The 22,474-nt window shown below is 41.7% G+C and carries 30 protein-coding genes; 8 read left to right on the forward strand and 22 right to left on the reverse strand.

Going from position 1 to position 22,474, the window contains the following annotated elements:
- Positions 1-134: 134 nt before the first annotated feature.
- A complete protein-coding gene (locus tag KP77_RS12285) occupies positions 135-1,649 on the reverse strand; it encodes a leucyl aminopeptidase (RefSeq protein WP_041123025.1) in 1,515 nt (504 codons plus the stop codon).
- A gap of 128 nt (positions 1,650-1,777) precedes the next feature.
- On the opposite strand from KP77_RS12285, the gene KP77_RS12290 reads away from it, so the two are divergent.
- Both KP77_RS12290 and KP77_RS12295 read left to right on the forward strand, forming a co-directional pair.
- A complete protein-coding gene (locus tag KP77_RS12290; RefSeq protein WP_041123026.1) occupies positions 1,778-2,257 on the forward strand; it encodes a divergent PAP2 family protein in 480 nt (159 codons plus the stop codon).
- 16 nt (positions 2,258-2,273) lie between these two features.
- Positions 2,274-3,086 (forward strand): cobalamin-binding protein, encoded by an 813-nt coding sequence (locus KP77_RS12295; protein WP_041123027.1) that lies wholly within the window; start codon positions 2,274-2,276, stop codon positions 3,084-3,086.
- 32 nt (positions 3,087-3,118) lie between these two features.
- Here KP77_RS12295 and KP77_RS18590 read toward each other — a convergent pair whose 3' ends face one another.
- From KP77_RS18590 to KP77_RS12315, 5 genes are all read right to left on the reverse strand, one after another.
- Positions 3,119-3,757, reverse strand: a complete 639-nt coding sequence (locus KP77_RS18590; RefSeq protein WP_327063123.1) for a 3D domain-containing protein — start codon at positions 3,755-3,757, stop codon at positions 3,119-3,121.
- A gap of 121 nt (positions 3,758-3,878) precedes the next feature.
- The gene (locus KP77_RS12305) at positions 3,879-4,169 is read right to left on the reverse strand and encodes a YuiB family protein (protein WP_235420715.1); all 291 of its coding nucleotides are present in this window, start codon (positions 4,167-4,169) and stop codon (positions 3,879-3,881) included.
- A gap of 344 nt (positions 4,170-4,513) precedes the next feature.
- Positions 4,514-4,621, reverse strand: a complete 108-nt coding sequence (locus KP77_RS18160) for a YuiA family protein (RefSeq protein WP_160289522.1) — start codon at positions 4,619-4,621, stop codon at positions 4,514-4,516.
- A 365-nt stretch (positions 4,622-4,986) separates the two neighbouring features.
- Positions 4,987-5,469, reverse strand: coding sequence for an NUDIX domain-containing protein (locus KP77_RS12310; RefSeq protein WP_041123028.1), 483 nt, complete (start codon positions 5,467-5,469; stop codon positions 4,987-4,989).
- A gap of 53 nt (positions 5,470-5,522) precedes the next feature.
- Positions 5,523-6,737: an NAD(P)/FAD-dependent oxidoreductase gene (locus KP77_RS12315; RefSeq protein WP_041123029.1), complete on the reverse strand. Its 1,215-nt coding sequence runs from the start codon at positions 6,735-6,737 to the stop codon at positions 5,523-5,525.
- A 301-nt stretch (positions 6,738-7,038) separates the two neighbouring features.
- Here KP77_RS12315 and KP77_RS12320 point away from each other — a divergent pair, with 301 nt between their 5' ends.
- Entirely contained in the window at positions 7,039-8,034 is a 996-nt protein-coding gene (locus KP77_RS12320; RefSeq protein ID WP_041123030.1) for an NAD(P)/FAD-dependent oxidoreductase, read from the forward strand.
- Positions 8,035-8,101: 67 nt separating this feature from the next.
- Positions 8,102-8,749, forward strand: coding sequence for an SDR family oxidoreductase (locus KP77_RS12325; protein WP_041123031.1), 648 nt, complete (start codon positions 8,102-8,104; stop codon positions 8,747-8,749).
- A 40-nt stretch (positions 8,750-8,789) separates the two neighbouring features.
- Here KP77_RS12325 and KP77_RS12330 read toward each other — a convergent pair whose 3' ends face one another.
- A complete protein-coding gene (locus KP77_RS12330; RefSeq protein ID WP_041123032.1) occupies positions 8,790-9,152 on the reverse strand; it encodes a HesB/IscA family protein in 363 nt (120 codons plus the stop codon).
- A gap of 218 nt (positions 9,153-9,370) precedes the next feature.
- Here KP77_RS12330 and KP77_RS12335 point away from each other — a divergent pair, with 218 nt between their 5' ends.
- Positions 9,371-10,054 (forward strand): DUF2225 domain-containing protein, encoded by a 684-nt coding sequence (locus KP77_RS12335; RefSeq protein ID WP_235420714.1) that lies wholly within the window; start codon positions 9,371-9,373, stop codon positions 10,052-10,054.
- Between the two features lie 203 nt (positions 10,055-10,257).
- Here KP77_RS12335 and KP77_RS12340 read toward each other — a convergent pair whose 3' ends face one another.
- Entirely contained in the window at positions 10,258-10,494 is a 237-nt protein-coding gene (locus tag KP77_RS12340) for a YuzB family protein (protein ID WP_041123033.1), read from the reverse strand.
- Between the two features lie 233 nt (positions 10,495-10,727).
- On the opposite strand from KP77_RS12340, the gene KP77_RS12345 reads away from it, so the two are divergent.
- Positions 10,728-11,795, forward strand: coding sequence for an NAD(P)/FAD-dependent oxidoreductase (locus tag KP77_RS12345; RefSeq protein ID WP_041123034.1), 1,068 nt, complete (start codon positions 10,728-10,730; stop codon positions 11,793-11,795).
- 153 nt (positions 11,796-11,948) lie between these two features.
- On the opposite strand, the gene KP77_RS12350 is transcribed toward KP77_RS12345, so the two are convergent.
- Entirely contained in the window at positions 11,949-12,278 is a 330-nt protein-coding gene (locus KP77_RS12350; protein ID WP_041123035.1) for a YolD-like family protein, read from the reverse strand.
- A gap of 136 nt (positions 12,279-12,414) precedes the next feature.
- On the opposite strand from KP77_RS12350, the gene KP77_RS12355 reads away from it, so the two are divergent.
- Positions 12,415-12,738 carry a hypothetical protein gene (locus KP77_RS12355; protein WP_041123036.1) on the forward strand — a complete coding sequence of 108 codons (324 nt, stop codon included), beginning with the start codon at positions 12,415-12,417 and terminating at the stop codon, positions 12,736-12,738.
- Between the two features lie 14 nt (positions 12,739-12,752).
- Here KP77_RS12355 and KP77_RS17595 read toward each other — a convergent pair whose 3' ends face one another.
- From KP77_RS17595 to xerA, 5 genes are all read right to left on the reverse strand, one after another.
- Entirely contained in the window at positions 12,753-13,853 is a 1,101-nt protein-coding gene (locus KP77_RS17595; protein ID WP_052474157.1) for a M15 family metallopeptidase, read from the reverse strand.
- Complete coding sequence (locus KP77_RS12365) at positions 13,850-14,134, reverse strand: phage holin (RefSeq protein WP_052474159.1); 285 nt, start codon at positions 14,132-14,134, stop codon at positions 13,850-13,852. Before KP77_RS12365 ends, KP77_RS17595 begins: the two co-directional genes overlap by 4 nt.
- Positions 14,135-14,147: 13 nt before the next feature.
- A complete protein-coding gene (locus KP77_RS12370) occupies positions 14,148-14,555 on the reverse strand; it encodes a hypothetical protein (protein ID WP_041123037.1) in 408 nt (135 codons plus the stop codon).
- Positions 14,507-14,965, reverse strand: a complete 459-nt coding sequence (locus tag KP77_RS12375; protein WP_041123038.1) for a hypothetical protein — start codon at positions 14,963-14,965, stop codon at positions 14,507-14,509. The genes KP77_RS12370 and KP77_RS12375 overlap by 49 nt, the downstream gene beginning before the upstream one ends.
- 64 nt (positions 14,966-15,029) lie before the next feature.
- Positions 15,030-16,019, reverse strand: coding sequence for a site-specific tyrosine recombinase/integron integrase (xerA, locus tag KP77_RS12380; protein ID WP_041123039.1), 990 nt, complete (start codon positions 16,017-16,019; stop codon positions 15,030-15,032).
- Positions 16,020-16,133: 114 nt separating this feature from the next.
- Between xerA and KP77_RS12385 the strand changes: the two genes are divergently transcribed.
- Positions 16,134-16,346, forward strand: coding sequence for a helix-turn-helix domain-containing protein (locus KP77_RS12385; RefSeq protein WP_041123040.1), 213 nt, complete (start codon positions 16,134-16,136; stop codon positions 16,344-16,346).
- Here KP77_RS12385 and KP77_RS18545 read toward each other — a convergent pair.
- The 8 genes from KP77_RS18545 to KP77_RS17600 all read right to left on the reverse strand — a co-directional run bounded on the left by KP77_RS18545 (position 16,343) and on the right by KP77_RS17600 (position 22,467).
- Positions 16,343-16,477 carry a hypothetical protein gene (locus KP77_RS18545; RefSeq protein WP_268747470.1) on the reverse strand — a complete coding sequence of 45 codons (135 nt, stop codon included), beginning with the start codon at positions 16,475-16,477 and terminating at the stop codon, positions 16,343-16,345. The two genes, KP77_RS12385 and KP77_RS18545, sit on opposite strands and share 4 nt — an antisense overlap.
- Positions 16,478-16,480: 3 nt before the next feature.
- On the reverse strand, positions 16,481-18,589 hold the full coding sequence (locus tag KP77_RS12390) for a phage tail spike protein (RefSeq protein ID WP_041123041.1): 2,109 nt from the start codon (positions 18,587-18,589) through the stop codon (positions 16,481-16,483).
- 59 nt (positions 18,590-18,648) lie between these two features.
- The gene (locus KP77_RS12395) at positions 18,649-18,858 is read right to left on the reverse strand and encodes a hypothetical protein (protein WP_041123042.1); all 210 of its coding nucleotides are present in this window, start codon (positions 18,856-18,858) and stop codon (positions 18,649-18,651) included.
- A 53-nt stretch (positions 18,859-18,911) separates the two neighbouring features.
- The gene (locus KP77_RS18550; protein WP_268747471.1) at positions 18,912-19,046 is read right to left on the reverse strand and encodes a hypothetical protein; all 135 of its coding nucleotides are present in this window, start codon (positions 19,044-19,046) and stop codon (positions 18,912-18,914) included.
- A gap of 151 nt (positions 19,047-19,197) precedes the next feature.
- Complete coding sequence (locus KP77_RS12400) at positions 19,198-20,055, reverse strand: hypothetical protein (protein ID WP_041123043.1); 858 nt, start codon at positions 20,053-20,055, stop codon at positions 19,198-19,200.
- Positions 20,056-20,557: 502 nt separating this feature from the next.
- Positions 20,558-20,722, reverse strand: a complete 165-nt coding sequence (locus tag KP77_RS18325; protein ID WP_200889072.1) for a hypothetical protein — start codon at positions 20,720-20,722, stop codon at positions 20,558-20,560.
- 1 nt (position 20,723) lies between these two features.
- Entirely contained in the window at positions 20,724-20,999 is a 276-nt protein-coding gene (locus KP77_RS12405; RefSeq protein ID WP_041123044.1) for a hypothetical protein, read from the reverse strand.
- Positions 21,000-21,012: 13 nt separating this feature from the next.
- Positions 21,013-22,467 (reverse strand): tail fiber protein, encoded by a 1,455-nt coding sequence (locus KP77_RS17600; RefSeq protein ID WP_052474163.1) that lies wholly within the window; start codon positions 22,465-22,467, stop codon positions 21,013-21,015.
- Positions 22,468-22,474 lie beyond the last annotated feature (7 nt).

Below are 22,474 nucleotides of genomic sequence, written 5' to 3' on the forward strand. Positions count from 1 at the left end.
AGATAATTCTTTACTCTGCTAAACAGGTAACGTATTAAAATACCTTTCATACATTAACAGAATAAAAGTAGTGTTGTCAATTAGTGAATACGAAAAAGAGGAATGCCCGAAGACACTCCTCTTTTTCGTATTTTTTATTTCTCTGTTCTCTCAAGTACAAACTGCTCTGATAGTAACGCAAGTGTTCTTGCCATAGCGCCTGTTCCGCCTGCAGGTCCGAGCAGGTGAGCAGATTTTGTTGTCGCAGTTCCTGCTATATCAAGGTGTACCCATGGTGTACCGCCGGTGAATTCGCCGATGAATGCACCAGCAAATAGTGCATGACCGTCGCGGCCGGGTGAGTTATTCAGATCTGCAACAGGACTGTTCCGTACCCGTTTGCGATCACCTTCTGTATAAGGAAGCTGCCAGATGAATTCTCCCGCTTCAACTGATGCTTCAAGCACTTTTTCAAAAAGTGCCTCATTATTGGTAAGTGCCCCTGTTTTATCAAGACCGAGTGCTACGATAACACCGCCAGTCAGTGTTGCAACATCAACAAGATAATCCGCTCCGTGCTGTTTTGCATACGTCACTGCATCAGCAAGCACAAGTCTGCCTTCAGCATCAGTATTGAGCACCTCAATCGTTTTCCCGCTCATTGAAGTAATGACGTCATCCGGTTTGAATGCTTTATGACTGATCATATTATCCGTTGCCGCAATGACAGCCATTACATTTTGCTCCGGCTTGAGTCTGCCGATGATCTCCATTGCGCCGAGTACTGCTGCTGCACCGCCCATATCCGCCTTCATGCCGACAATGCCGTCTTTCGGCTTAATAGAGTAGCCGCCAGTATCAAATGTGATGCCTTTACCGACAAGGGCAAGTACGTCTTCCCACTTGTCAGTTGCCTGATGCTTCATGACAATCATGCGCGGCGGAATCTCAGAGCCCTGATTGACTGCGAGCAGCGCGCCCATACCCATTTCTTCAATTTCTTCTTTGCCGAGAACCTCAATTTCAAAATCATGGCGCTTAGCCATTTCGATTGCGTACTCAGCCATTTTCACTGAGGTTAAAAGGTTTGACGGCATATTAACGAGCGTTCTTGCCTCATTCGTTCCTTCTGCAAGGGCAAGCCCCACTTCAAGTGCTGCCTCGATCTCCTGCGCATCACCCTGCGTATAGATTTTCACTTCATCAAGCGGTACGTCAGGTACATTAGACTTCTTTTTATATCCTTCAAATTCATACATAGCCAGTGTGATTCCTTCAATAAACGCCTGAGCAACATCTGTTGCGTCAAAGTCTTTTCCTTTAAAAGAATCAAGTGCAATGGCAAGTGTAGAAACCTTTTTCTTTTTCAGAGTCTTGCCTAGCGCACCAAAGCTTTCTCTCAAATCTTCAAATGTCAGATCCGCTTCCTTGCCGAGTCCTGTGAAAAGAACTCTCTTTGCAGCTAAAGCTCCCATAGTAGGTAATACTGTGACCTGCTTAAGCTTTGTTTCAACATCGCCTTCTTTGATCAGATCAGTCAGTCCGCCTTTCATCTGATCATCCATTTCTTTTGAGAAACCGGATACGACAGGCTGATGCCAGACCCCTGCCGCTAAATAATCGTGCTGTTCGTTAAGCACGCTATCATTCGTATGTATTGTCCATTTCATTAAAAACACCTCCATTTTTAATTATACTGTAATTTCTGTGATAATTCGATCACCGAACATTATTGAAGGCTTGAAATATGGTATACTTGCCTCAAACTTCCGCCTTCTGAAAGGATGAATATACGTCTATGGAAATCTTCAGCAATTTTCCTCTTTGGGCTTCATTATTTGCAATTTTATTTGCACAGGTGGTAAAAGTACCAATTCAATTTATTGCTTCGCGAAAAGTTGACTGGTCACTCGTTACTTCAACAGGCGGTATGCCAAGCTCCCATTCTGCTGCAGTCACTGCACTTGCAACAGGCATTGCCATTGAAAACGGTCTGGCATCCCCTGTGTTTGCTCTGGCCACCGTTTTTGCCATCATAACAATGTTTGATGCAACCGGTGTCCGCTTTCAGGCTGGTGAGCAGGCTGCTGTGATTAATCAGCTGATGCGGGATTTCAATAAATTCGTGTCTGATGCAAAGGGCTGGCAGAACAAAGATGAAGAAGAAAAACGCAAAGAGTTAAAAACGCTGCTGGGTCATAAACCGATAGAAGTATTTTTCGGCGGACTGACAGGAATATTCTTAACACTGCTGGTGCATTATTTGATTACGTTATAATTCGGGAGGTATCTGAATGAGAATTGTGTCCCTTTGTCCGAGCAATACTGAACTTGCAGCATACCTTGGCCTGACTGACCACATTGTTGGTGTGGATGACTTTTCAGACTGGCCGCCGGAAGTAAAGCAGCTTGAACAGCTTGGTCCGGATCTCACTATTGATATAGATAAGGTGGAGGCTTTGAAGCCGGATCTGATTCTATCATCATTGAGCGTACCCGGTATGGAAAAAAACATTGAGGAGCTTGACCGGAGAGGTCTTGAACACCTCTGTCTGAATCCTCAGTCTCTGGATGATATTGTGCAGGACCTGATATCACTCGGGCATGCAGCTGGCATTCCCGAACGCGCTGAAAAGGTGGCAGAAGCATTTCAAGCAGTCATTGACGAATGCAGACAGGCTGCTAAAAAGATCACAGCGCCTCCCGCTTTATACTGGGAATGGTGGCCAAAACCTGTCTTCACACCGGGCGGCATTAACTGGCTGAGTGAGATCAGCAGGCTTGCAGGCGGCAGCAATGTTTATGAATCAGTTGAACTGGCGAGTATTCAGACGGATTGGGCTGATGTAGCAGCAAAAAATCCTGATGTCATCTGTATGGCCTGGGTCGGCGTACAGCCGCGTAAAGTAAATCCTGAGATCTTACATAAACGCCCGGGATGGACTGAACTCGAAGCCGTTAAAAACAAAAGAGTCCATGTCCTTGAAGAAGCGCTGTACTGCAGACCTTCACCGCGACTGCTTGAAGGTCTGATCAAGCTCGGCAGGATCCTGCATCCTGAGCAATATCAAGCGATTGAGCTGCCTGAGATCTTACAGCTCAAATAAAAAAAGTGTCGCACAGCGCGACACTTTTTTTATTATCTGTTATTCATCTCGGCAAATTCTTCTTCAGTCAGTGTACCATCGCCTTCTTTCAGCACATACACCTCAACATCCTGCTTACCCCACTCATTAAATACTTCATCTACCGTATCAAAATACAGATCGATGATATTTCCTTTAATCGCACTGCCTGTATCAGCCACAACACCATAGCCGTAACCAGGAATAAACATCACAGTCCCGATTGGAAATACGCTTGGATCCGCTGCAATGGTAGAATAAAGGTCTCTTTTTACCTGTACACCGGAAAACGTGATGCCATATAAAGGATCACCAGGTTCTTTCCCTGTAGATTCAATCCCAGCGGTATAACCAGTCGCCTTTACCGTTTTTGACGGATTATCAACTACATGCTGCGGAACAGCTTTATTAACATTGCCCTTCATTTTAGAAGCAATCAGCTTAAATGCTGTATCTTTCTCCGACAGACTCTTCGATGCCAGTGACAGCTCTCTGTCCTGAAGCATTCTCATATCCTCAACAACTGGAACCAGCTCTTCAGACGGCATTGCAATGGACCAGCCCTCTGCTGCAGCTTTATTTTCGTTCGTGATAAATAATGAAGCAAATCCTGCAAGAAGAATACCTGCAGATATTTTAAATAATTTAGACATTCCATCTACTCCTTCCAAATACGGTTATTCCCTCTATGACAAAAGTTAATCATCTGTGACGAAAGCCTTAATCCTTTGAATTGACTGACAATTAAAAAAGCTCCACCTCATCCGGGGAGCTTTAGAACATTCGGTAACCCTGCTTACGGAGCCATATCATTACAAGTCCTGCAACGATGGCGCCTGCCATACCGCTTGATAAAATTAAAATATCCGCTGGTGCCAGCGAAACAAATCGGGTTCCGAGTGCTGAAAAAGATTCTCCCGGTTCACGAAAATACTCGATGAATCTGACTTCATCGACAATGAGTACAGTGATGACTGGATAGATCACTGCCATGATCCACGTCATACGTAAAAGCATATTTAATAAAAAGCCGATCCCGAAAAATAAGACGAGAAACAGCATCATTGAAATTAAAAGTTCAGCCAATCCAAACGAAGCCAAATGATACACCTCCATGTTCACTAGAACAGTGTACATCACTTGGTAATACAGTGCAATGCTCCTGTTTCAACGTTCAATTTAGTGACACAAAGTCAGTCTTACACAGCGATGGATTTCTCGGACATGTCGCTGTTTTGGATCGGGATGTAGCAATCCTTACTCAGCTTGTAGCGATACACCCGGGTATTTTCTGCAATCATAGCCCGAGTTGTAGCTTTCCAGTGTTTTGAAGGTCATATCCGGTTATCTGAAATCCGCTTCCCAGAACATAGAAAAACCGGATGCTACCGAGGCATCCGGTGTATCATTTATTTTTTACCTTCCCCACCACAGTTTGGGCAAGTTTCTGATCCGCCTAGTCTTAATTGGAAATATCCTTTACCTGAGCAGTAGCTGCAGTTTGTTTGTTTCTTCATATGAAGCACCCTCTCTTCTAATGTATTGAGAGTACTATAGCACGGACGCTTTTGTACTGAAAAGCGCCAAAATTGATGAAAAAAAGCCATGTAAGCGAATACATGAGCCTGTTTCTTCCTTTTTCTTTAATTATCAGAAAATTTAGAACTGTAGGTAAATTTCGCAATTTGTTCACATTTGCATTTCTAAACCGCGGGCCCTTTCCGGGGAGAACTGCGCTTTCCTGCCCCCGGGCGGTGAGCCTCCTCGAGCTTTGCTCTGCGGGGTCTCACCTGTCCCTTCCTGGGGCGGGAGTCTCCGTTCTCCCCTCCAAGGGCCCGCTCAGTTTTTCAGAGATCCTAGTTAACGTTTTTAAACTATGCTATTAAAAAAACAAATGATATTTCGTATACCCGAACTGATCACCCGGGTTGGAATGACGGTTGATCTCCAAGGTTGACGCTTCTTCATGGTCGATCATAACCGGAATCATGGATGAAACATCCGGGTGATCTCTCAGTTCACCTTTATCTATCCATGCCGCCTCTGCAATTTCCTCTTCGGGTACCTGCAGTATTTCCTCTTCATTGACTGCCTTCATGACAAAGATGATCATATTATCACTGATTGTATCTTTCAGAACGCCGCTTCTGAAGCCGGCTACTTTAATCACTTCTGCTGTAATACCCGTCTCCTCTTTCACTTCTCTGACTGCAGCCTGATCAGCGGTTTCCCCTTCTTCAACGAAGCCTGCCGGGATTGACCACATGCCTTTTAACCCGCCGTATTTCTTTTTGACAACAAGCCATTCACCTTTACTGTTTTCAATGACGCCTGCAGCGCCAAGCCAGACTTTTCCCCTTTTCATGTTGACACCCCTTATATATGTAGAAAAAAGAGCAGCCTCAGCTGCTCTTTTTATTAAAACATGTTCAGCTTACCCTTTTTGAATACAAGTCCAGGACCACCGAGGATATATAGTGCACGGTTGTCGATGACTTTTTTCATCATAGCAGCTTTTTTACCTGTGATCTTACGGCCGAATACTTCACCGATTGCTTCATTTTCGCCAAGTGAACATACTGTACCTTTCAGATCAGGTGTAAATGGCTCAAGCTCATCGCCTTTGAATAGTGCAACCAGGTTATGTGCAGTGTGTGCACCCTGCTGCATCGCGATTTGAGCTGTTGGCGGATATGGACGCTCTGTCTGTGCGTTAATCATTAATGCACAGTCACCAACGATGAAGACATTGTTGTGTCCAGGTGCGCGAAGATCCGGATCTACTTTGATACGGGCACGCATGTTTTCGAATCCAGCTTTTTCAATGATTGAGTTACCGCGAACGCCGGCAGCCCATACAACAGTCTTAGCAGGGATATCTTCGAATACATCTTCACCTTTTTTGATTTTTACACCCTCAGGCGTAGCTTCAGTCAGTGGTGTACCGATAGAGAATTCGATTCCCTTGCTCTTCAGGTAGTTCACTGCATATTCAACAAGCTCTTCATCAAACCCTGGAAGAACCATTGGTGCAGCTTCTACACACAGAATGCGGACAGCTTTAGGATCTACATCATACTCCTCGCAAAGCTCAGGCAGACGGTCAGCAAGTTCTCCAAGGAATTCGATTCCTGTGAAGCCTGCCCCTCCAACGATGATTGTCAGTCTTGAAGGATCTTTTACTTCTTCAAGGCTGTACGTTGCGAATTGATATTCGATATGATCGCGGATCTGACGCGCTGCTTTCACGTTGGCAATAGAGAAAGCATGTTCCTTCAGACCAGGGATACCAAATGTTTCTCCTTCGAAACCTAAGCCGACTACAAGGTAGTCATAGCTGATTTCTGAACGATCTGTAATGACTTTTTGTGCTTTTGTATCAATGTTTTCAACAGTCGCCTGAACAAAGTTCACTTTCCCTTTATCAAGGACGCCGCCGATATCGTAGCGTACAGCATCGGGAGTCATTGTTCCCGCCGCTGCTTCGTGCAGCCATGTTGATTCGTAATGGTAATCATTCTTGTTTACAAGAATAATATCTGCATCGTCTGCATTCACAAGCTTCTGAAGTTTTGTAATAACGGATAATCCACCGTATCCTGCTCCTAAAACAACCACTGTTGGTCTTTTCAATTGGATCACTTCCACCTTTTTAATATGAGATTACGATGCTTTTAAGGCAGCAACGCTAGCCCTTATAAAAGATTGTGAAATTGTTCACGAAAATGAACATCATACTTCTTCTATTGAATCTTCATCTTTAACAATCATATTCTTTTTTTCTTCTTATTTCAAGGTTTTCTGCACAAATATGAAAAGTTAATGTCTTCCTCCAAAAGTCTGAAAAGTGTCGCACTAGAGCCTCAGGAAAGGTTAATGTAGCCTGTCCTGTGTTACACTACATGCAAATCAGCTTTGTTGGAGGGATTTCAAGATGAAGGAAGATACTTCAGTTTATGATATTACAGTAATCGGTGGCGGTCCGGTCGGTTTATTCACAGCTTTTTACGGCGGTATGCGCCAGGCAAGTGTAAAACTGATCGAAAGTCTCACGCACCTAGGCGGGCAGCTGACTGCTTTATATCCGGATAAATATATATATGATGTGGCAGGCTTTCCTAAAGTGAAGGCACAGGAGTTAGTTGATAACCTGACTGCCCAGATGTCACGTTTTGACACGGAAATCAGACTTGGCCAGGAAGTGACACACGTTGAAAAGCGTGAAGACGGTGTATTTGTATTAACAACACCAGAAGAAGTTCACTATACAAGAACGATCATTATTACTGCAGGAAACGGTGCATTCCAGCCGAGGAAATTAAATCTTGACGGACTTCATGATTTTGAGGAAAAGAACCTGCATTACTTCATTGAAGATCTGTCTAACTTTAAAGACCAGGATGTTGTGCTGCTTGGCGGCGGCGACTCTGCAGTAGACTGGGCGCTGATGCTTGAGCCTGTTGCAAAATCTGTGACGCTTGTACACAGACGTGATACGTTCCGTGCACATGAAGCGAGCGTTGAGCAGTTGAAGCAGTCATCTGTGAATGTGATGACACCTTATGTACCTGTTGCCTACCAGACAATGAACGATATTATCCAGTCTCTGACACTTCAAAAGGCAAAGTCAGAGGAAACAACTATATTGAACTTTGACCATTTAATTGTTAACTACGGTTTTGTTTCATCTCTTGGTCCGATTAAAGAGTGGACGCTTGATATTGAGAAAAACTCAATTGTCGTGAATTCAAGAATGGAAACAAATATTCCGGGCATCTATGCTGCGGGTGATGTATGTACGTATGATGGAAAAGTGAAGCTGATTGCCTCAGGGTTCGGTGAGGCACCGACTGCTGTGAACAATGCGAAGGCTTCGATTGATCCAAAAGCACGTGTACAGCCGATGCACAGTACGTCTATGTTCAGCTGATGATCCGTTTAGTGAAAGCTGTGCCGGGTATAATAATGAGTATTAACTAATTTTGGAGAGTGATACCATGCATGTACTCGTAATAGGCGCAAACGGCACAACCGGAAGAATGACGGTTCAAAAACTTGCTGAAAATGAACAGCATCTGGTAAAAGCGATGATCCGAAAATCAGAACAGGCCGGGGATATGGAAGATCTCGGTGCAAGACCGATTATTGCTGATCTGGAGCAGGCATTTAACTATGCCTTTGAAGATGTGAATGCAGTCATCTTTGCAGCAGGCTCCGGCCCTGATACAGGCACTGATAAAACAACTGCAGTTGATCGCGATGGCGCAATTAAAGCCATTGATTATGCAAAAGAAAAAGGAATTGAGCGATTCATTATGCTCAGCTCGATGGGTGCAGATGATCCATCTATTGCAGGCGACAGTGATACTTTCCATCACTATCTGCAGGCAAAGCATGATGCAGATGTCCATTTAAAACAGAGCGGTTTGAATTATACGATCGTCCGCCCTGGTGCCCTGACAGACGACGGGGCAACGGGTAAGATTAATGTGTCAGAAGAAATGAAGCACCGCGAAGGCGAAATCACCCGTGAAGATGTAGCGACTGTGCTCGTGGAATCAATTCTCTGCACAAACCTTCACCATAAAACAATTGAAATGGTCAACGGTGACCATCCGATAAAAGAAGCTTTAAAAGGCATTTAAAAAAATCGCCGGCACATGATGTGCCGGCGATTTTTTACATTTAACAATTTTCAGGTGTACCTGCTTTTGTAGCCGTTCTGAATGATGAGCCGCAACCGCATGAAGCAATTGCGTTAGGGTTTTCGATTGTAAAACCGCCGCCCATGAGTGACTGTTTGTAATCAATCTCAGTGCCATTCAGAATGTCAGCATCCTGCTTGTCCACAATGACCTGAATACCATGATGCTCTTCGATTTTATCCGTATCGCCAAGCTCATGTTCAAACCCCATACCATATGAAAGTCCGCTGCATCCCCCGCCTTTGATGGCTACGCGCAGATATGCATCCTCTTCTTCAGCCTGCTTCATCATATCTTTCACCTGAAGCGCTGCAGCTTCTGATAATTTAATGATATTTGCCATTTCAGCACCTCCAACGTTTTTGACTGATTTTAGTATATCGCTTATTTCAATTCCACTCAACCGATTCAATTCGACTACATTTTATCAGATAGGGTATAGGATAATACGAACAGTAAACTTTTTATAAAATACATTCCGAAAGACCTATATTTGATTTATAATAGATGTATTAAGTATGAGTTAAAAAAGAGTAACGGCCAATGAAAGAGGTGAACATAATGGAACTCACACCGTTATACGATAAACATTTGACCTGCGGGTTATGCAAACACAAATTTGCTACAACTAAAATCAGAGGCAGATTCGTTCGGGCAAAGGAATACAGTACTGATTTGATGCCGGTGTATGAAGACGCAGCAATCAATCCAAACCTCTATTACGTCCATGTATGTCCCGAATGCGGTTATTCTTTTACAGATGACTTCGCACCTTATTTTCCACCAGGCGGCAAAGAGGAAATCGAAGAAAAAGTATCTAATCGCTGGAAGCATCTTGATTTTTCAGGAGAGCGCACGCCGGATGATGCTATAAAAGCTTTTAAGCTGGCCATTTATATCGCTACGATCAAGCATGAAAAAAGCATTACTATTGCAGGTCTTTACCTGAGATTATCATGGTTGTACCGCGGACGCGACCAGCAACAGGAACAGCGTTTTCAGCGCCTTGCAGTTGAGGCTTATAAGGATGCATATTCAAAAGAGGATTATGCAGGCTCTCAGATTACGACTGAGCGTGTCCTCTATCTGATTGCTGAACTTTCCCTGCGGCTTGGTGAAGAAGACGAAGCAACGAGACACTTCTCAAAAATTATTGAAAGACAGCACAGCTCCACTGATCCGAAAATGGTTCATATGGCAAAAGAAAGATGGCAATCCTTCAGAGAAGAGCGCAGAGCACAGTAATCAACATATTTTCAAAGACTGGCGAAACGGAAGGCGGTGACTCCGGTACGATTAGCGGGGTAGCTGAGACCCCGCAAGCGAAGCTGAAGAGGCCATATCGGACCACAAAACGGTCCATCGTCCGGAAAGCACCGCCTGCAGTGTAGTGAACCGGTCCAAAGTAAAAGGCTGAAACACATAACAGTGTTCCAGCCTTTTACATTTTAAAACATCGGATTTTCTTCAAGAAATTCATAGACAGCTTCCACAAGCTCTTTAGGCGTGTCCGCTTCCACGACTTCCCCGTTTACAATCGCAAACATCGCTGCCGCACAAATACCGCAGTGACTCGTACAGCCGTACTCAATCACATCAAGATTCGGATCCCGCTCAAGTGCCTCAAATGCCTCCTGAGACCCGCTTGCTATATTACTAATACAAAATTCTATAATTGGTTTCATTGTTATCACCTCATACTCATTTCAATGTAACGTCTTACTTACACTTCGTCAATAATCCTGCTCTTTAAAATGACAAGTTTGTGAAAGAATTCTCTTAATATGATTGTACTAAGACCTTTATTCCGATATACTTTTTAGTGAATGTAAACGTAATGATCAAACACATTGTGTATGTATGATCATATTGAAAGTGCTTACTTACTAATATGCTTACTGTAAAGAGAGGGCTATCCATGAAACACTTAGTATTATTAGGTGGAGGTTACGGCAATATGCGCGTGTTACTGCGACTGCTGCCGGATAAGCTGCCTGAAGACGTAAAAATCACTTTAATTGACCGTACACCGTACCACTGTCTGAAGACAGAGTATTATGCACTCGCAGCAGGTACAGCATCTGATCAGGAGATCCGCGTAAGCTTTCCTGAACATGAACGCCTTGATCTGAAGTACGGATCTGTAGCGGAGATTGATACTGAAAATAAACGTGTCATTCTTGAAGATAACAGTGAAGTGGAATATGACGACCTTGTTGTTGGATTAGGCTGTGAAGATAAGTATCACAATGTGCCGGGTGCAGATGAGCATACATACAGCATCCAGTCGATTCAGCGTTCAAGAGCGACATATGAACGCCTGTCAAATCTGCCTTCCGGATCAGTTGTCGGGGTTGTAGGAGCCGGCCTGAGCGGTATTGAACTTGCAAGCGAACTGCGCGAAAGCCGTGAAGACCTGAAAATTAAGTTATTTGACCGTGGTGAACGGATTCTTCCTGCCTTCCCTCAGCGATTAAGTAACTATGTACAAAAATGGTTCGATGCGAACAATGTGGAAGTTGTCAGCAACTCTAATATTACAAAAGTAGAACCGCATATGCTTTATAATCATGAAGAGCAGATTCCGGTTGATGTCTGTGTATGGACTGCAGGAATCCAGCCGGTCAAAGTCGTACGCGACCTGCCTGGTGAGAAGGATTCATCTAACCGCGTCGTCCTGTCGCAGTATCATAACCTGCCTGATGATGAGCATGTGTATGTTGTCGGTGACTGCGCAAGCCTTCCATTTGCCCCAAGCGCCCAGCTTGCCGAGGAACAGGCGGAGCAAATCGTCAAAGTACTGATTGCACGCTGGAAAAATGAAGAGCTTCCTGAGCAGATGCCAAAGATCAAGCTGAAAGGCTTTATGGGCTCACTCGGTAAAAAACAGGGCTTTGCCTATCTTGCAGACCGCACCGTAACAGGCCGTATCGCACGTCTGTTGAAATCAGGTGTGCTGTGGATGTATAAATATCATAATGGATAGGGTTTCTCAGGCTTTCGTCAGAATCTCAAAAAGCCTTATAAACAAGCCTTTTCGTACTTATAATTAATAAATTATTTCACGCTCATTCACTTGAGCGTGTTTTTTTGTCAGGTTTTTGTCAGGTTTTTTCAAAAGCCTGACAACGTGTTTCTTCTATAGAAAGTCTACACCTGTAACTTCATCAAACAAAATCTTCGATTGTTCAGATTCACTCCTTAAATTTATGTAGCCTTTTTCATAATTGATTTCTTTCGGTGTTCCAATAAGACTTAATTCTTCTTTATTCTTAAAGATAGAGATCTTCACTTCCACCTGGAACTCCATGGCTTCTTGAATATTTAAGATTATTATCTCTGCCATGTGTTCCTCTATTTCAGGCTTTTCAGGTTCAGCATAATTTATATGAAAAACTCCTGTTGTATCTCCGTACTTTTCACGGAGACTTTCAATAAAACTTTGAACTTCCGGATCGTCCTTATACATAAATTATTCCTCCTCCAATACCAATTATACGAACTAATGTTCTTATTATAAAACAAACTAATATATTTGTTAATTAATTTTATTTTTACTCGTGAAAATATTGTAAGATTGTAGTAAATGACTGGAGAAAAGATAATTGAACTCATACGAACCTACAGCATACTGGCAAGAAACAATGATGTTGCTTTCTATACTTCAAAATTATCGAGTCTCATTTAAAGAACATATCAATGATGAACAAGATATTCTGTTGTATTTTAAAGTAAAAAAGAGAAGTTTTGACCGCTATATATTTGTGTTGGATATCAAGAAATCGAAGGCTGGTACTGGCAATGCAATAGATGAAATATTTAGTCTGTGCCAGTACATAGAGGATAGTGTAGTATGTGTACCACATTGGATTGAGAAGAATTTCAAATACGTAAGATGTATAGAAAGCAATAGAACCCCTGCCGGCTAAAGCAGGGGATTTTTTTATTTCAATTCATCGTAATTTTTAATCATTTGCCATGCCTGCTGTCTCGTAACTGGAAGTGTCGGTCGAGTTCCATCTGAAATGCCTTTTTCTTTTGCCCATTCTTGAGCGTCTGCGTGAGCAGGGTACACTTTAGCTTCAGGATCTACGAGAAAACCAACGCGATTTAGAATAGTAGCGATCGCTCCAATCGCATCTGACTCAGAAATATCACCTTTCTCGGTCTGCTCAGCATGCTCTCTTGAACTGAAGATACCTACTGTGTGAGCATCTTCGAATAATTTAACGGTTTCTTTCCTGAATGTAGGACTATTTGGTTTGAACAAAATGGTTTCCTCCTTAGGATCATTTTTAGTTGGTGCTGTTGCCCCTGGTACTGCAGGCGGTTTAACGGCTACTTGAAGTGCTTTCTTAGACTGCGGACCATATACGCCGTCTGCTATTAGATTTCTGCTTGATTGAAATGATTTTAATGCCGCTTCACTCGCCGGTCCGAATATACCATCAGCCGTGATCTTATGGCCAAGTGCGATCAACAGTTTTTGCATTTCTTCTACCGCAGCACCTTCATCGCCATTTTCTAGATAATCACGTTCCGAAGCTGCTTGTACACTTCCGAATGATGGCCGCTTGCCAGCTTGGAGATCTCTCCATGTTAAACCCTTCGTATATTCCAGATGTGGCGCATCCACAAAACCCTTCCAGTCTCCTCCCCATGTGAAACCTAATGACTTTCCGATTTGAGCAACCCGTCGCCATTGTGCGTTGACCACCCAGATTGCTTTTAAACCATCATCTGAAACTAAAAAGTAATCAATAGCCAAACCGTAGTTATGGATGGATTGTCCTGGCTGAGCGTTTGAAACGATGCTGCCTGTATTTCCATAGTGCTTTCCGTTCCACCAGTAGTTTGGCCGGCCCATTCCGTATATAGAAGCTTGTTGAGTATTGGAACGATAACCTGAACTGATTTGAACGTTAATACCCTCATTGTATGAACGTGTTATTAGTTCAACAGCAAGTGTCCGGATCTGAGGCACGACAGCGCCCATATTACGCACACTGCGGTCAATGAGCGTTTGTAATGATACTCTACTCATTTAAATCCATCCTTCCGCGGTGCTTTATACGTGAGTGCTTGCTTACTATCAGACAGACCTGCAGTTGTGGGATCCGGAAAGATATTCAGCACGCTTAAAATCACAGCGATAATGACTGCTGGATTTGATACAGCATTAATCAAAAGATCACCAACACTTTGCCATGTGGTTAGATCATCAATCGAAAGACCGAAATACGCTAGGATTGGACCGAACACAGCAATAATTAGGCGAATCCAAAACTCTTTACTTTTAAAACGTACTTTCCAGTTAATTTTCATAAATAACATCTCCTTAAAATAAGTAATTTACCGCGGCGGCAATCAATGCTCCACTCCCAAGCAAACCGCTGACAACTGCAATGGTAAGTTGATTCTTTCCCTTTTCTTTCTCGATTTTCAGGTTTTCTTTACGCTTCAACCTGTCGATCTGCAAATGATGTTCATCAAGCCTGCCGTCGTGTGCTTTGATATCAGAAGAAACATCTTTCATGCTATCTTTCATTTCCGATATATTTCGATCAATCGATTGCAAGGTCGGAACAATCATTGCAACAGATTCTCTTAATCCGTTTACTGATTCATTTGTTTTTTCAATCGCTTCACGCCATTCCTGCTTGTCTTTCTCTCGATAATGGTTGAATTTTCTCCACGTTACATAATTTCCTTGCTCTTCTTGTGCTCTCTCATTTTCAGGCGCCAAGTCAACACCCCCAGACTAAACATCGCAATAAACCACCCTGCTATATAAAGGTATCTGTAACTGGTGATGGACGATTTAGTATTTTCAAAGCCTGCTGCCGCATAAATAACCATTAATATCGATGCAAGCAATGATCCTAAACAATAATAAAAATGTTGTCCTGGTCCTTCAGATATCATTCCGATGAAGAGCAAAACACCTGCCAAACAAAAAGCAATACCATAAAACTCAAATGGCGCAAGTTGTGACATCGATTGATATACTTCTGTTTCCATGACAACCCTGTCTGCATTAACAATAAAAAAGACCCCTGTCATGATGAGGAGTCCTGATTGATAAAACGCTAACACATCCATATAGTTTTCCATTCTAGCCTTCATGTCTTTTCCTCCACTCTTTTTTAAAAGCATAAAGACCCCCTATATATTATTTTTATATATTAAAAAGACCCGGCGAATGGGCCGAGTCTTCTACTTACTGCACAAGATACTTTTTATGCTGCTCTCTCTTTCTTTCGTCTGACAATACTGCATATGTCTGTGTGGTAGCTGGACTACTATGCCCTAGAAGCTGCTGCACAGCAACAATGTCAGCACCATTGTTCAGTGTCAATGTGGCGAATGTATGCCTGCACACATGAGGGTGGACTTTGTGTCCCAATCCAATTCGCTCCGCAATTCTCTTAAATTCCCGTTGAATTGCTCGGTGCCCCACTCTACGATACGGCTTTCTCAGTGTAATGAATAATGCTTCCTGGTCATCAGTGCGCGTCATTAAATACTTTCTCAAATGATACATTGCCTTAAATGAGAAGAATACTTCTCGTTCTTTGTTTCCCTTTCCTATAACACGGCAGCTCATTGACTGTAGGTTGATATCATCCTTGTTTAGCGCTTGAATCTCAGACAGCCGGCAGCCAGTAGCATAAAAGACTTCAAGTAGTGCTCTTTCCCGCAGAAGCTTGCAAACCTCTCTCAGCATCTCGAGCTCTTCGATAGAAAGTGATTTCGGTGCTCTCTGCTCCTTTTTCGGAGCCTTGAGTCTGATTGTAGGATCCCTCATGATAATTTCTTCACCGGTGATCCATCCGAAGAACGATTTTAATACTGTCAGTTTCTTGCTCAGTGATGATAGTTTAAGGTGCTCGAATTGTGCAAGATAGATCCGAATATCTCCTGCAGTGATATCTTCAGTACGCTTCTTAATGAAGGTTGAAAATGTGTTCAGCTCATACCTATATGATTTGAGACTGTTGAGTGCCATACCTTCAAGCTTTTTGTTTGCCAAGTATAGTTTAATGTTGTCAGTTAAGTCTGGATGAGTCTCATCATCCTCTACTTTTTCAACAGCATAAGTAGCAAGCAGTCCTGACAGTTTACCTCTCATATCTTCTACATTTACTGGCACCATTTCCGAGACAAAACCTACAAGTTCAGTAATCAGTTGCTCATTAGACTGTGTCATATAACTCCCCTATCCGTTACTTATATAGTAACATTTGATAAACACATTCTATACTGTTACTATATAAGTAACAATAGTTATATGTTACTATTTTAGGAACACAAGGAGGTATAAATGATGCACGTAGTCATTAAATTAAACGAATTACTAAAAGAAAAAGGAATTTCACAACGCTCACTTTCAAGAGATTCAAACGTACGTCTGGCAACAATTAATGAAATGTGTAAACAAGAAACTAAGTATCTTCCACTGGATAATTTAGCAGCTATCTGTGAAGTTTTAGAATGCGAAATTGCCGATATACTCAAGCTTCAAAAGAATCATTAGTCTTTACTATTTTGATTTTGTTTGCTTGCTTCCTGCATAGCGACCTCATACTTAGCAATTTCAAGTTCTAAGTATGAGATTTTTTTAACCAATACTTCTATGACTTTATTTGCATCTACATTTACATTCATTTTTTAATTCCCTCCAACTTCAACTTTTTCGTAAAGTTCTTGAATTGCTCTCCACAGATAGCTCACCATGTGATACATATCAATTCCCACACCGTCCAAACTAACCACTTCAGCAGGCGCCTCATCTACAATCAATCCAATTCTTTTAAATTCATTGTCCAGATCATCAATATGATGATAACTATGAACCTGAGTTGAAATTACTCCGTCAAGGGCCTGCATATCAGCTATCTCAATATTCTTTTTGTATTCTCGATTCGACACTTCAGTAAATGCGCTTGCGTGAATAGATCTGTAACCTGTATCTGATCCATTTCGAATATGAACTTCATCACTAAGCAACTTTATTGCAGCTCCACTGTATTGATGTTGGATTAGTGTATTAGATCCTGCCGAAAGCACACGTAAAAGACCTGAGCCGGAAGGATTTAACTCAACGGTAGAACCTATCATTGCTACAGTCCCACCATTTCTTACTTCTGAAGCTTCTCCTGCAGTATTCGCGTATCCTGCATTCGCAACATAACTTGGTGCAGGTAATCCACTGACTGATGCAGATGAAAAATTTACATCTCCGATAAATCTCACGCTGTCATTGAGAGATTGCAGCGTTATGCTGCCTATACTTGAATAGATGCTAAGATCAAGACTAGAACCTCTGATTGAGTGGACATAACCCTGAGGAGAACCTAAATCCCATGTGAGCCTGTCCTGATCCAACGACATATCATTTATTGATATTCTACCGTTTGAAATTTGAACGTTTCTTCCTGGTGATATGGAGTTCAGGGTTATACCATTAATCGTTCCACCAGTAATGGTCCCGAGATTACCTGTAATTTCTGATAATACTGTTACTGCACCTACTAGATTGATTTTACTTGCCTGAATCTTAATAGTAGTGGCCGTTTGGTTGATCAGAGATGAGATCGTATTTCCGTTGTAATCCGTTTGAGAAACTTTCGATTGAATTTCAGTTGCATTTATTGTGATTTGACTGAATGCTTCTTGCAGCTCGCCATTAATCACTCCAACTTCTAAAGTAATTCTTTCATCAGTTTGCTCTATCATTGAATACTGCTCTGACAAATCTTCGTTTATTTGCTTTACTCTACGGTTGATATACCTAGAATCATCTTGCTGCTTTTGAATATTATCGGCGTCTTGATCCAGCATGTCTTTCCATGCTGATGATAAGGTTGCTCTGATGGTCTTTTTATCAAAAGGGTTCTTGACTATATCAACAATACGAGCTGGCAACCTATCTATTCCAAATGGCGTATGAGTGATATGAACAACATCCCCCAAGCGAATATCCTCTTCATGAAGAAAATCCACCTTATACGAAAACTGAATTTTATCGACTGTATCGAGATACTTTTGAGCTTCGTACAACAATTCACTCGGATCATCAATATCATTGAATCTCACTTCTCCGCGCTTCGGTCTACGGTACATGCCTATATAAGGAGAATCGACGTATCGCAGTCCAGTAAGCCCTTCAAGTGTTAATCCGTCCTTGCCGTAAACATAGAGACGAGTGATTATATTTGACGTTGTAGAAGGATAGCTTAGAGCCTTCAGATTCTTCCCATATTTGATTTCAACATCGGTCATTCTACTTCGATTACCCAGGTGGACTGTTCTGTTGTCAAACCATAAATCAACATTCCATTTTTCGCGGATCATCTGCAGCGCCTTTAAAACGTTAATCTCGGTTAGATCAATATCGTGCAGCCCGGGAGCATTAATCGAACCAACGGAAAAATCAGTTCCAAACAGAACCTCATTCACAGCTGTTTGGCAACTCACTCCATAAAACTCAACAACACGTGGAATATACTCATCAATCAATTCAATATAAACGTGTGTAGCCTTAACAGAGATCGTTTTTTTGCCAGACTCAGAGTAATCGGCCTGTTTAATAATGAACTTTTGATCTTCATATACAATAAAGTTCTCTAATTCAATTAACTTTGCAGAGTCGCTATTTTGAGGGATTGAAAATGATAGTACTGTCTCACCCATCGTCAATACTTCTCTGACTTCAGTGCCAGGAGATGGTGTCGTAATTCCGATTGGCTTTTCGTTTTTGTCTAATACAGTAAGCAAATATTTCACCTCATTCCAAAAAGAAAAAGCACCTCGATTGAGATGCTTTCAACTTGAATTTATCTTCGTAAAGCAAGTAGTTCTCCAATGCTCTTTATTTCATCATCCTGAATCTCAGCAAGGATTTTTTCTGCTCTATCATTAAAACGGTCAGCACTCTCTACCAAGCCGTTTTCAATTAAGATTTCAACTACAGCCCGATTAAACGCTTTTTGCTTCACATGCTTAAACTCTGAAATCGCAGTAATTGCATTTTCTGCTTCACTCAAGGTATTCCCCTCCTCTTCTGATTATTGATTATACAGAAGAAGAGGCTCATCCTTTATTTTGTCGCTAAGCCTGCCAAAAACTTGAGTTCTTCTAACTTCAACTCACGCCCTAACTTCTCTTCAAACTCAGCAACCATTTTCTTTAGTAATTCCGAATCAATTTCTTTGAGCTTCGGCCGATTGACCACAATTGATCACACCTACAAAAGAATTTGAGACGACCCTTTTTTAAGAAAAATATACCACTTTTGAACATCAAAAAAAACATCATTATTTAATGATGTTTACGACGCATAAATCTCCAAGAAAAAGAGCAACTAACCAGTTGCCCTACTAAGTTTAATTTTTCCTAGAACGTTCTATCGACTCAATCAACTGAAAGATAGCATCTACTACTGTATCAAATGATAGTTGAGCTTCTTCAGAGGTAGCTTTAGCTTTTGACCCATGCGCTATCTCATTTCTCCAAATCAAGACCCTCTCTTGCCAATTTCGATGGGTTTCTTTAAAAGACGAAAGCTTAAATCCAAACAAGTTGTACATTAAAGGGTTAACTTTAGTTGGAATATTTGCCGAAACCATAAGCCTTGAAATACTGTCTTCATCAAGTCCTATTCTTAAATATTCATTTGATATTGTTTTATCAATAAAGGATTCTAAAGCTATTTCTGAAAGGATTATACTTGTTAAATATTCTTTTGATCTTAAATGATCTAAAGATGAAGATAACAGGTGCAACCATGGTTCTTCATAGTCATCTTTTTTGGCATTAACTATATAAAATGACATGATTTCTTCTCCTAGTTTCGGTTCCTCTGAGCCTTCTATAAAAGAAGTAAGAACATTAAAACCGTTGGCCGTTATGTCAACTGCTCCTATTTGAAACGGTCCCATTGGAATCAACTGTACTTTAAATACTTTTTGAATACCTTGAGGCAACTCTATATACTTTGAATAACCCATTTTTAAAGAAACAGTACCATTGTACATATCGTTAGCTAAAAGAGTATTCGGCATAAATTGCTCTTCTTTGTCTTTCAAAGAATTTCTTATTCCTTCATATACCGAAAAAGTATTATTGCATTCTGGATCTTGACACTTAAGGTCGAGCTTCTCAAACTCCTCAGCAGATGCAGACCATCCTCTAGAACATTCGTTGCATTTAACTGAGAGTGCAATTAGTTTTCTATGTTCCATAAATCCCCCTATGATCGTTTAGACATCAAATTCTACTTCGTTGTCCTCGCATTTTGAACACACTATAAATAGTGATTGATGCGGGTAGCTGCCCAAGACAGAGATAACAATATTTGAAGAATTTGTTTTCTTATCAAATCCTTTTTCAACTAATAGTTCACTATTACATTCCATGCATTTAACAGAAAATCCTTTTGTCATTTCAAATCAGTCCTTTAAGTGATTTTATCATAAGGGGATTATGAATTCTGAACATAAAAAATACACCTCAATGGGTGCTTGCTTTACGACGTATAAAATTCCAGATGCGGCGCGATGTTTACTTTCCTTCGCTAATCGTTTTGTTGTCGATTACATTTTGTCCGCAGTCGTGGCATTCTATTTCGATAATATTTCTATCATATTCCCTGTCCCAACTGATAATTGAAACGTTGTTTTTACCACAATTGTCGCATGTAATAGTGAATCCTTTGTTCATATTAAACCTCCCGACTTCTTGCGTTTAAAGCTCCTGAACAACCGACAATGAACCTGTATCCGATTGTGGCGTAGCCTGAATCATATTTGATTCTCCCTGTGTAATGCGTCCAAGTGTGACCATTTTCGATAGGTAAACCGCATCAATCTTTTTCATAATCCACATGTTTAATAAGAATCCGTAAAACATTTTACATTCCTCCTAATAATACGCCTAATAACGCTTCTTCTGTAGCGTCCTGGCGCTCTTTTAATATTTGTACATCTGATTTAGGAATATCTTCTAAAAACGCTTGATGTGGTGAAACAGAAACATCCACACCGATTCCATCTCTTATCTTTAATTGTTTTCCTTGAGGGATTTCCACCCATAAAAAAGGTACACCGTTTGGTTCTCTTGGTGAAGGTTCACCGCTTCTAATATCCAATATATAACCTGCATTGTCATAAATGATTAACGTGTTCATTTAAATTCCTCCTTCATTCATAAGCAAACCAATTGAAAGTACCTGTACCATAAGGCATGGAAATGACTAGACCATCACTGTTCCATGTCACGGTTGGACTATAATATGGTGAGTTTCCTGCCCCTATACGTAATGGGGCAGGCAATGCAATAGAAGCCATGACAAAATGCGCTATATGATTACCCCCAGATACTGTTTGAGCAAGAAATGTTTTTGGAGTAAATGGCAGACCTGTAATTATCAAACTATAACCAGTGAAGCTTGTTGTTCCACTAGCCCACCCTTTACCTGTACTAATTTGTCCTATTTTCGTAGCCAATGTCGGAAATGTATCGGTAGGACTTGCCGCTACACCTTTTGCAGTAACCGCACTAGCCACTGCCGTTTTCCCATCACTGGCTGATTGAAAAGCCGCATCTGCTCTGTCCATTGCGGTTTTAACCGCTTTTGGAGTCGCTGCTAACGTTTCACTCGTACTGGTTACACTACTGCTTAATTGGACATGTCCTTTTTTGGTTAATGTCGCATCTTCCGCCGGATGCGTCGTAGCGAATTCTTGTAATGTAGCAATATCTGCCTGACTACCTTTACTATCTAATTCACTTTGTAACCCATTAACATCTGATATTTCATGAGAATGTGCTGCCGGCGTAAACTCAGTTGGCTTCCCAGTAAGATCTGACCAATCTGTAACTGTATCAACTTCCACATTTCCGCTTTCATCAGGAGATAATCCATTAACGGTAGATACAGCACCAGTACCATCTACTCCACGTTGAGCTCTTAAGGCCCAAAATGTAGTGTTCGTAGGCAGGTTGCCTGTGGTTTCCTGCAACGCTACATAAGATGATCCGTTATAACCAACCTCATTGCCTCTCAGGTAAGTCACGCTTGCACTGAATTCACCAACCCTCTTAAAGTTGTTAGTTACAAACTCAGCTGCTTGTGTTGCGCTTTCAGCATCTGCTGTAGCATCAACTGCGCTAGCAGTCGCTGTATTTGCGTTAGAAGTTGCTTCATCAGCTAATACCGCTGAAGCATTGGCAGTATCTGCTGCAGTATTCGCGTTACTTGCTGCAGTGTTTGCTGAATTTGTTGCTGCTGTTGCATCAGTGGTTGCCTGGTTAGCACTAGCAGCCGCTGTATTTGCTTCAGTTGCTGCTGTATTTGCTGACCCGGCGGCAAGAGTGGCATTGTTAGCTGCATCATTTGCCGTAATACTTGATTCCTCAGCAGTTTCAGCAGCCGTCAATGCATCCGCAGTAGCTGCTTCTGCATTATCAATTGTTGGTCTTAATTCATCAATTGCTTGTTCTGCAATATCAGATGCTGTATTTGCTCGATCTGCAGCTTGATTTGCCGCTGTTGTTGCAGAAGCTACATCACCAATTTTTGAGAAGTTACGATTAATCTTCTCCCCAAACTCCAAGTCTAGTTTGGTGCCGATAATCTCAAAACCTTCTGCCATTTCTTCA

The organism is Jeotgalibacillus alimentarius, from assembly GCF_000829445.1.
Lineage (GTDB): Bacteria > Bacillota > Bacilli > Bacillales > Jeotgalibacillaceae > Jeotgalibacillus > Jeotgalibacillus alimentarius.